We start from the raw sequence: 9735 nt of genomic DNA, 5'->3' as shown, positions 1-9735 counted from the left end.
CGGATAAGATCATTAGCATACTTAGGATAAAGAGAGGTGTGTTATGCATCGTAGCCATCGCGAGCATCGTACTGCCGTCACGCAGATCTCGGCCTGCCAAATTCATATATAAAACAATATACATTACCGCAACTGGTGTGCCGGCTGTTGGGCCAAGGAGTTTGCGGGTGTAGGCCGTGAAAGGCATGTCCGGGTGCTTCCGGTACAAATAAACATACCCCGAAAACATGACCAGCCCTGCCAGACAGCCAATCAGAATCGACATCCATGCATCCCTGCCGGCGCTCATGCCCAGATTGACAACAAGCGCCGTCCCCAGCTCAAACAGTACTGTTAGAGTGAAAAACTGTAGCAATCCGATCTTAACCTTTCCCATTTTGTCCCCCTGCTCTACGGATTCACCTGAAACGAGTTGCTCCGCATATCGGTATGTCTGATCACTGCATCTGCCTCGATTTTGTATTCGCAATCCGCAAAAATATCCTCCCAATGCTTCATCACTTTTTTCCAGCCCTGCGGGTTTTCCCGCTCCATCGCTTGTCCAAATCCCAGATAATCACTGTTGTACTTCCTGGCCGTATCGATCGCTTCTTTAATTTTTCTGGTGGTATCCTTAATAACATGTGACGATAAATCCGAGACTGTTACCGGAGAGACCAAGTTTAGCGCATTGGCATTTTCTTTGATCGAAACCTGCTGGCTAATTTTCACAGTGAACACCGGGTGTTCCGGATCTTTGGCCGCTACCGTCAGCCTCACCTGGGAATGATACACATTAAAAGCAATATATCCGCCCTGAGGATGACTGATGACCACAGGATATTCCTTGATTTTGTTGTGCATAAGCACGGTACCAAGCGCAGTATCCCCCTTGAGCCAGCCTTTTAACTTATCATCCTTAAAAACTGCCAGCTCAGATACCTTCAGGATCGCCTGTGGCACAATTGTCTTCAGATTATCGTTACTATCCGCCTTCTCCCTGCTCCCCTCGGTGAATACGCCGTTGATCACCGGGCCGCCGCCTCTGAGCTGAATCCCTCTGATTACATCATCCACTTCCATCCGGTAATTGTAGCCGAACTGCTTCGAGGTTGTTTCAAGCTTCTCGACCAGATCATTGGCGGGGATTTTGCTGAACACGGTCATTGTAGACATAAGTTCACTTGCAGGCTGGCCTTTGGCAACAAAAATCAGGCTGGTAAGCCGGGTGTCGCTCTCCCGTTCAAGCACATCCAACAGATCCTTAATGCCTTCCCGCGCCAGTTTTTCAGAAATGACCAGGACCCGGACATGGCCTAATGATAAGAAGCGGGCTGTTTGCCGGGAGGCATTAGCCAGCGCCTCAAACATGGTCCGGCCCTTCCCTGTATACAGAGCAACCGGTGAAATCCCGCGTGCGTTCTCACCAGAGATTTCTTCGGCGATAATGACCTGAAAGGAAACCACATACTTCTCCGCCTCACCTTCCCCCCTATCGATCGCCACACCGGAAACAATTGCCCGCCGGTTTAACTCAACACTATCCCAGCAGCCGGTAATCACCAGAGGGAGCAGGAGCTGCAAAGCAGCCAGCAAAAAAACACAAAGGCGTCTCATCTTCACCTGGCCTCACCTTCACCCTTTGGCTGCTTGCCCCTGCCTTCACTTTTCTTGATTAGCGGAGCCAGCTCCGACTCATGACCTGACGTCACCTGCTTGTACTCCGGCAGCTCATCGCGGATCTGCTGGGGTGATTTATCCGGCTCCATCAGCCAGACCGGCAGCCTTAGAATAGTGTCCTTCTTGTCCATCACGGACAAAGGAACAAACGGTGACAGATAGGGTAAGCCGAACGAGCGCAGGCTGTTCATGTGCGCCACCAGTACAATGAGGCCAAGTGTAATACCGTAGAACCCGAACAATCCTGCCAGCAGGAGAAAAGCAAAACGGATAATCCGTCCTGCAATCGCCATGTTATATGCCGGAATGGCGAAGCTCGCTATTCCTGTCAGCGCGATGACGATAACCATGATCGGTGTAATAATTCCAGCTTCCACTACGGCCGAACCTAGAATGAGCGCACCTACGACAGAGACGGTCTGGCCGATGGCTCGCGGCATGCGTACTCCGGCTTCACGCAAAATCTCAAAGGCACCTTCCATCAGTAGGGCCTCTACAAAAGCCGGAAAGGGCACATTTTCCCTCTGGGAGAGCAGGTTAATCAGTAGTGTTGTCGGAATCATCTCATAATGATAGGTAGTGAATGCAATATATACAGAGGGACCCAGCAGCAGGACAATAAAACTGACATATCGGACTATCCGCATTAGAATCGCAATATCAAACCGCTGGGCGTAGTCCTCTGCCGACTGGAAAAATTGAGTAAACACCGCAGGTAAAATCAGCACAAACGGCGTTCCGTCCACAATGACCACCACCCGGCCTTCGAGCAGGTTTTCCGCAGCAACATCCGGCCGTTCGGTATTATAGATCGTCGGAAACGGGGTGAAGGTCTTATCCTGTATCAGCTCCTCCAGGTAACCCGATTCCAGCACCTCGTCATTCGCAATCCTGTTCAGTCGCTCCCGTACTTCCTCTACCAGGTCCTCACTGGCTATTTCTTTCAGATACATCATTGCCACATGAGTCTTCGTCTCTGTGCCGAGCTTCATGAACTCCAGCCGCAGCTTGGAGGATTTAATCCTCCGGCGGATTAGAGAGACATTAGTGCCCACAGCTTCCACAAATCCATCCTTTGGTCCGCGGACCACCATTTGCGAAGAGGATTCTTCGACGGACCTGGTTTCCCCGCCCCGGGTCTCACAGATAATCGCAAGTGTATAGCCCTCGATCAGGATCATCGTATCCCCGGAGAGCACAGCCAGGATAATATCGTTCCAATCCTCCTGGACCTCCGCTTCACCAATTTCCAGAATACGGCTTAATAGCAACGCGGGGAGGTCGGGAGGGCTATCTTCATGTTCCCGGGCCCATTCATCAGCGTTCAGCAGGAGGGAGCCTACAACAAATTCATTGACGGAAGTCTTATCCGCCAGTCCGCTGAGATGAATAGCAGCCGCCTGTACCGGACGGTCTCCGCCGATCTCAACTTTCCGCACCTTCAGGTCAGGACTGTCCCCAAGCTCACTCCGGATGTTCCCGATACTCTCAGCCAGATTTTCTGACAGCCCTGGTACTCTGCTGCCGGAACCTGCAGAATCAGCAGAATTCGCTGGTGTGCCTGTACGCCGCTTTGTGTTCACCAGACTCCCCCCTTTCCTAATGCTGCTCCTTATTATTCACGGATCGGCCTGCCATTATTCGGCTGCCTCTGACCGCCCGAAATGCCAAAAGGATGCCCTGCAAGCCCTAAGGGCTTGCTGGACATCCTTTTGAAATTCACCTGCCGGTGTGAACCGGAGGCTGATTATCGGTTCCTTTAAATCTCTACAGAACCTGTGTATACCACCTGCGCCGGGCCAGTCATATACACATGATTGTCCTGCTCGTTCCATTCAATGAACAGATCCCCGCCTTTAAGGCTGATTACAGCGCAGCGGTCGGTGAGACCATTCAGTACAGAGGATACCAGCGTTGCGCAGGCTCCTGTGCCGCAGGCCAGGGTAGGTCCGGCACCGCGTTCCCACACACGCATATCAACATGACCGCGGTCAAGAACAGTCGCAAACTCGACGTTTACTTTTCTCGGGAACAACGGATGAACCTCAAGCTTCGGACCCCACGTTGCAAGATCAAAGGATACTGCATCCTCCACATAAATCACGCAGTGAGGGTTACCCATCGAAACAGCCGTGAACTTGAATTCTGCACCATCTGCTTCGATCGGCTGATCCAGCACCGGCTCGGCGTCAATGGCCACTGGAATCTGTGTTCCTGACAATACGGGTTCCCCCATATCAACAGTAACTGTCTCTACCACGCCGTCCTTCACAGTGAGGGATACCTTTTGTTCCCCGGCACCGATCGTTTCAATGACAATCTCCTCTGACTCCACCAGACCGTGCTCATAAACATACTTAGATACACAGCGGATTGCATTTCCGCACTGTTCAGCTTCTGAGCCGTCCGAGTTCATAATGCGCATCATATAATCTCCGCGTTCTGACGGCAAGATGTATACCAGTCCGTCGGCACCGATACCGAAGAACCGGTTGCAGAGTTTAACTGCCAGCTCTGCAGCATTGCCGGGCAGCTCCTGTTCACCAAATACGATTATAAAATCATTGCCGAGGCCGTGCATTTTTGTGAATTCCATTGAAAGGTCCACTCCTAAAAGTTAAGTATTCTTGTGAAACAAGCATACCTTAAGGAGTGGACCGATGCTATTGATTTTATGCTGAAATTTTTGTACTTTTTATCATCGTCCGCCCGCCGCTCTTGCTGCGGTTCTTTTTACCGCCCCATACGCTGCCCGCTCCCATAAGGAATGTAGGGATACCCGCGCTTACGAATACGAGGCACCATTCGCGGAAGTTCAGCGGTACGGTCTTGAACACCGGCTGCAGCAGCGGCAGGTACATAACGACCAGCATCAAGAGTACAGATGACAATACGGCAAGTACAAGATATTTATTCTGTAACGGGTTGCGGTGGAACACGGAACGGGAGCTGCGGCAGTCGAATACATGGATAAGCTGAGCCATAACCAGTGTGGCAAAAGCAACCGACTGTGCACGGATCAGCTGCTGTGCACTGCCCGGATCAATCCGCAGGGTCATCCAGAAGGCACCTAAAGTGCAGAGACCGATCAGCAGTCCGCGGCTGATGATTTTCCAGCCCAGCCGGCGGGCAAAAATATTTTCCTTCGCTCCGCGCGGCTTATGCTCCATCAGGTCCTTCTCCGGCTGATCGACACCGAGCGCCATGGCCGGCAGTCCGTCTGTGACCAGATTCACCCAGAGAATCTGGATCGGCACAAGCGGCAGCGGCAGGCCCAGCATCATCGCAAAGAACATAGTCAGAATCTCACCGACATTGGAAGCCAGCAGATAGCGGATGAATTTGCGGATATTTTCATAAATATTCCGCCCTTCCTCTATCGCAGCAACGATGGTCGAGAAGTTATCATCACCAAGAATCAGCGCCGAAGCCTCCTTGGTAACATCGGTACCGGTGATCCCCATGGAAATCCCGATATCCGCCGCTTTGATCGCAGGTGCATCATTAACCCCGTCCCCGGTCATTGCCACCACATGTCCGCGCCGCTGCAGCGATTTCACAATCCGCAGCTTATGCTCAGGGGATACACGCGCATAGACGTAGACATTATCCGAGACCTTATCCAGCGCATCGTCGTCCATCCGGGTCAGCTGGCTGCCGGTCAGCACAGTTCCTCCGCGCTGCAGGATGCCGAGCTGATGTGCAATGGCTTCTGCTGTCGTTCCGTGGTCGCCTGTTATCATTACTGTTTTGATGCCCGCCCGGCGGGTAATGCTGATTGCATCGCGTACCTCACGACGCGGCGGGTCAATCATTCCGGCCAGGCCGACGAAGACCAGCTGGGACTCTGCTTCCTTTTCACTGCCTACCACTTCACCTGAGCGGACGTCGCGGTAAGCCATGCCGAGCACCCTCAGGGCGCCAGATGCCATTTCCTCATTCGCCTCGAGGACCTTTTGGCGCAGCGTCGGCGTGCATGGAACGACTCCGCCCTCCCATAGCATATATGAGCAGCAGTTTAACAGCACATCCGGCGCTCCCTTGGTGCAGATCATCCGCCCGCCGGGATGGCTGACGATTACAGACATAAGCTTTCGTTCCGAATCGAACGGGAATTCCTGCTCTCTGGCATAAGTAACCGCAAGGGATTGCGCGGTAAGTCCCATTTTGGAGGACAGGGCCACCAGGGCTCCTTCGGTCGGGTCGCCCTTCAGCTCCCAGACCGACTGGCTCTTAAGCGCCTTCTCCATGTCCTCGCCCTTCTCCTTCCCCTTGCGTCTGCCGCGCATTTCCCCGGGGAAGGTCTCAACGATCTCTGCATTGCTGCAGAGTGCACCGATCTGCAGCAGGCGGCGCAGACTCTGGTCAGCTTTCAGGTCGACAGGCTTGCCCTTCTGCAGAACGTGCCCGCTTGGCGCGTAGCCTTCACCGATCACCTCAAGGCTGCGGCCGGCATTCCAGATCCGCGTCACGGTCATCTTATTCTGGGTCAGCGTCCCTGTCTTATCCGAGCAGATGACAGAAGCACAGCCCAGTGTCTCCACTGATGGCAGCTTGCGGACGATCGCTTTGCGTTTAATCATCCGCTGAACTCCGAGCGCCAGCGCGATAGTGACAATCGCCGGCAAGCCTTCAGGAATAGCTGCGACCGCAAGGCTTACACCGGCGAGGAACATCGCAGCGGCTGGCTGGCCATGCAGAATTCCGGCAAGCACAACAACGATTGTCAGGCCGAGCGAGACATAAATCAGGATTTTCCCGAGCTGCTCCAGCCGGTGCTGCAGCGGCGTTTCCTGGGACTCGGTATTCTGGATCAGATCTGCGATCTTTCCCATCTCGGTATCCATCCCCGTGCGAACAACGAGGGCTTTGCCCGTCCCGCGAGTGACCATCGTGCCCATGAAGCCGATATTTTTCTGATCCCCTAGCGGCAGCTCTTCAGCATGAATGGCTTCGGCATGTTTGGAGACCGGCAGTGATTCACCGGTCAATGCCGATTCCTCGGCATACAGTGCGCTGCACTCCAGCCAGCGGACATCCGCCGGTACCCGGTCACCGCTTTCCAGCAGCACGATATCGCCCGGAACGAGCATTCTGGCCGGGATAACTTCCTGTTTGCCGTCACGCAGTACCTTTGCACTCGGTGCAGAGAGCTGCTTCAGCGCCCGCAGTGAACGCTCGGCGCGGAACTCCTGCACAAACCCAAGCACCCCGTTGAGCAGAATAATGGCGACAATCGTAATTGCGTCCAGGTATTCGCCCAGAAGGCCGGATACCAGCGTTGCCCCCATCAGCACAAGCACCATAAAGTCCTTGAACTGGTTAAGCAGCAAGGTCAGCGGCGAGACTGTTTTCCCTTCAGACAGCTCGTTGTACCCGCTCTCTTGGCGTCTTTCCGCGGCCGTCTCTCCGCTTAGGCCCGCTCCCGGATGAACGCCGAACATCTTCTGCAGTTCCTCAGCACCGAGCCGGTGCCAGCTTTTTTGTTCCATATCGTTTCTTTCCCCTCCCGGTCGTTTCTTGACTTCCGGCGGCGCACAGCTTTTCCACCTGTTCATGACCAAGTGTATTCATGGTCGTCCCAAAATATCACTGCCTGGCCGCTTCTCCTTTTGCGCGAATGTGTTAAAGTATGGCATCATAGAGAGTAGGATATTATCATTTTGCGACAGGAGAGCTTTATCATGGCATTAGACGGCATTGTTACCAGAGCGATCGTGCACGAGCTTCAACCCTTTATTGGTGCGCGAGTCGGCAAAATATATCAACCCAGCACTCACGACCTTATTTTCATACTGCGCGGCGCAGGCGGCGGAGGAAAGCTGCTCCTTTCCGCCAATCCCACCTATCCGCGCCTGCACCTGAGTGATCGCAACAGCATCAATCCGGCAGAAGCGCCGATGTTCTGCATGCTGATGCGCAAGCACTGCGAAGGCGGAACCATTGAGAGCATCACTCAGGTAGGCATGGAGCGGATCATTCATATCCAGATCAGAACCCGGGATGAGCTTGGAGATGTATCCGCCAAAAAGATTATCATCGAACTGATGGGCCGCCACAGCAATATAATCCTCACCGATCTTGCCACCGGTACGATTATCGATGGTATTCACCATGTAACCCCGTCGATCAGCAGCTATCGTATTGTGATGCCCGGAGCCGCTTATACGGAGCCGCCGCAGCAGCATAAGCTGAATCCCCTCATTACCTTGCAGGAGGAGTTCATCTCCCTGATGGCGTCCGCTGAAGAAGCTGCGCTTCTTGCAAGCACCGGGGAGGAACAAGAACCTGAAGATATCATAGAGGGGGATATCGCGGAGCTGCTGCGTTCCCTGGAAGAACCGAAGGCGGACGGCAGCGGCGGTCCGGCACCTTCCGTTGACCCAATGGGCTGGATGGTACATGTGTTCAGCGGAATGAGCCCGCTCATCGCCGGAGAGATTCTGCTGAGAGCCGGCTGGCGGCATAATGCGGGTGGTTCGGTTGATCCCGCTCAGCTATGGGCTGCTTTTGACTCTATCATGTCGCCGGTAAGAGAGTTTCAGTTCTCTCCCGTCACAGGCTATAACGCCAAAGGCAAGCCAGTCTTTTCAGCCATTCCGCTGACTTCTCTTGGCGGTGACGCCAAGCACTACAGCTCAATTAGCGCGTGCCTTGAGGATTATTACGGGGATAAAGCGGAGCGGGACACGGTGAAGCAGCGGGTAAGCGACCTGATCCGTTTCCTGAGCAACGAACGCAGTAAAAATGTGAAGAAACTGGCCAAGCTCCAGAAGGATCTGGCCGAAGCGGATGACGCAGACCAGTACCGGATCTGGGGTGAGCTGCTGTTTGCTTCCCTGCATACGGTATCCAAAGGCGATAAAGAAGCAAAACTGGTCAATTATTATGATGAGAACCAGGCCGAGATCACCATCCCGCTCGACCCGCTGCTTACGCCATCGGATAATGCGCAGCGTTATTTCAAGAAGTACAACAAGTATAAGAACAGCCTGCTCGTGATTGAGGAGCAAAGGATCAAAACGAATGAAGAAATCATTTACATGGAAATGCTGCTGCAGCAGCTGGAGCATGCTTCCCTTAATGATATTGAGGAAATCCGCGATGAGCTGGTGAATCAGGGCTACTTACGCGACCGCAGTAAAAAAGGCAAAAAGAAGAAAAAATCAACCCGTCCAACCCTGCAGGTCTATACTTCCTCGGAAGGTGTGGACATCTATGTCGGCAAAAACAATCTGCAAAATGAGTACGTCACGAACCGGCTGGCCTCGGCCAATGACACCTGGCTGCACACCAAAGACATTCCGGGCTCACATGTCGTAATCCGCAGCGAAGAGTTCGGCGACGCCACACTGGAGGAAGCGGCACAGCTTGCTGCCTATTACAGCCAGGCCAAGCAATCAAGCAGCGTCCCTGTAGACTGCACGCTAATCCGCCATGTCCGCAAGCCGAGCGGCGCTAAACCCGGCTTCGTTATCTACGATCATCAGAAGACGCTGTTTGTCACACCGGATGAAGATCGGATTAAAAGTCTCCCGAATGTTCTGCGGAGCTAACTAAAGATTAGCTAAGCTCCATGATAATTTCTGATCTTTTATAAAAACCCCCGTATAACTGCGACGATTTCTCGTCCAGCCTTACGGGGGTTTTGTCTGCTGCCGGTCATAGAGCTGCTGAAAGTTTCATAGAAAGGGTGGCACATCGATATTGTGCCGCCCATCCTCGTTATTTGCGCTTGGCTTCCGCCCGATTCCGGAGCTGCTCCAGCACAGCCACCGGAACACTCACACTGCCCAAATCGCCATGGAAGATGACACCTTGACGCGCACCATGGAAATCCGAGCCGCCGGTAACCAGCAGCCCGAATTCTTCAGCCATTGCCTCATAGCGGGCTTCATCTTCCGGACCATGGTCGGAATGATAAGCTTCAATACCGCCAAGGCTGCTACGGGCAATAATCCTCCGCACCAGTTCATCATCACCGTAAATCCCAGGATGAGCCAGCACCGGGGTACCCCCAGCTTCAAGGATCCAAGTGCAGGCTTCTTCCGGCGTTATGCGCGGAGGCGATACATA

General features: G+C 53.5%; 6 protein-coding genes and 1 pseudogene. 1 reads left to right on the top strand and 6 read right to left on the bottom strand.

The window, feature by feature from the left end; all coding sequences use genetic code 11:
• The 5 genes from AQR02_RS32355 to AQR02_RS08730 all read right to left on the bottom strand — a co-directional run.
• On the bottom strand, positions 1 to 376 hold a 376-nt coding region (locus AQR02_RS32355; protein WP_159067712.1), incomplete at its 3' end, for a GerAB/ArcD/ProY family transporter.
• Positions 377 to 390: 14 nt separating this feature from the next.
• Positions 391 to 1596, bottom strand: coding sequence for a Ger(x)C family spore germination protein (locus AQR02_RS08745; protein ID WP_054940235.1), 1206 nt, complete (start codon positions 1594 to 1596; stop codon positions 391 to 393).
• 2 nt (positions 1597 to 1598) lie between these two features.
• Positions 1599 to 3242 carry a spore germination protein gene (locus AQR02_RS08740; protein WP_054940234.1) on the bottom strand — a complete coding sequence of 548 codons (1644 nt, stop codon included), beginning with the start codon at positions 3240 to 3242 and terminating at the stop codon, positions 1599 to 1601.
• Positions 3243 to 3418: 176 nt separating this feature from the next.
• Entirely contained in the window at positions 3419 to 4255 is an 837-nt protein-coding gene (gene dapF / locus AQR02_RS08735; protein ID WP_054940233.1) for a diaminopimelate epimerase, read from the bottom strand.
• 76 nt (positions 4256 to 4331) lie between these two features.
• Positions 4332 to 7151 carry a calcium-translocating P-type ATPase, SERCA-type gene (locus tag AQR02_RS08730; RefSeq protein WP_054940232.1) on the bottom strand — a complete coding sequence of 940 codons (2820 nt, stop codon included), beginning with the start codon at positions 7149 to 7151 and terminating at the stop codon, positions 4332 to 4334.
• A gap of 192 nt (positions 7152 to 7343) precedes the next feature.
• Between AQR02_RS08730 and AQR02_RS08725 the strand changes: the two genes are divergently transcribed.
• Positions 7344 to 9215: an Rqc2 family fibronectin-binding protein gene (locus AQR02_RS08725; protein WP_054940231.1), complete on the top strand. Its 1872-nt coding sequence runs from the start codon at positions 7344 to 7346 to the stop codon at positions 9213 to 9215.
• A gap of 169 nt (positions 9216 to 9384) precedes the next feature.
• Here the strand turns inward: AQR02_RS08725 and AQR02_RS33815 are convergent.
• Positions 9385 to 9735 (bottom strand): annotated as a pseudogene (locus AQR02_RS33815) (PHP domain-containing protein); the annotation flags it as partial.

The sequence above is a fragment of the Paenibacillus ihuae genome (assembly GCF_001368795.1).
GTDB classification, from domain to species: Bacteria; Bacillota; Bacilli; order Paenibacillales; family Paenibacillaceae; genus Paenibacillus_AQ; species Paenibacillus_AQ ihuae.
The sequence above is the reverse complement of the archived record's forward strand: the minus strand, read 5'-3'. Positions and strand labels throughout refer to the sequence as shown.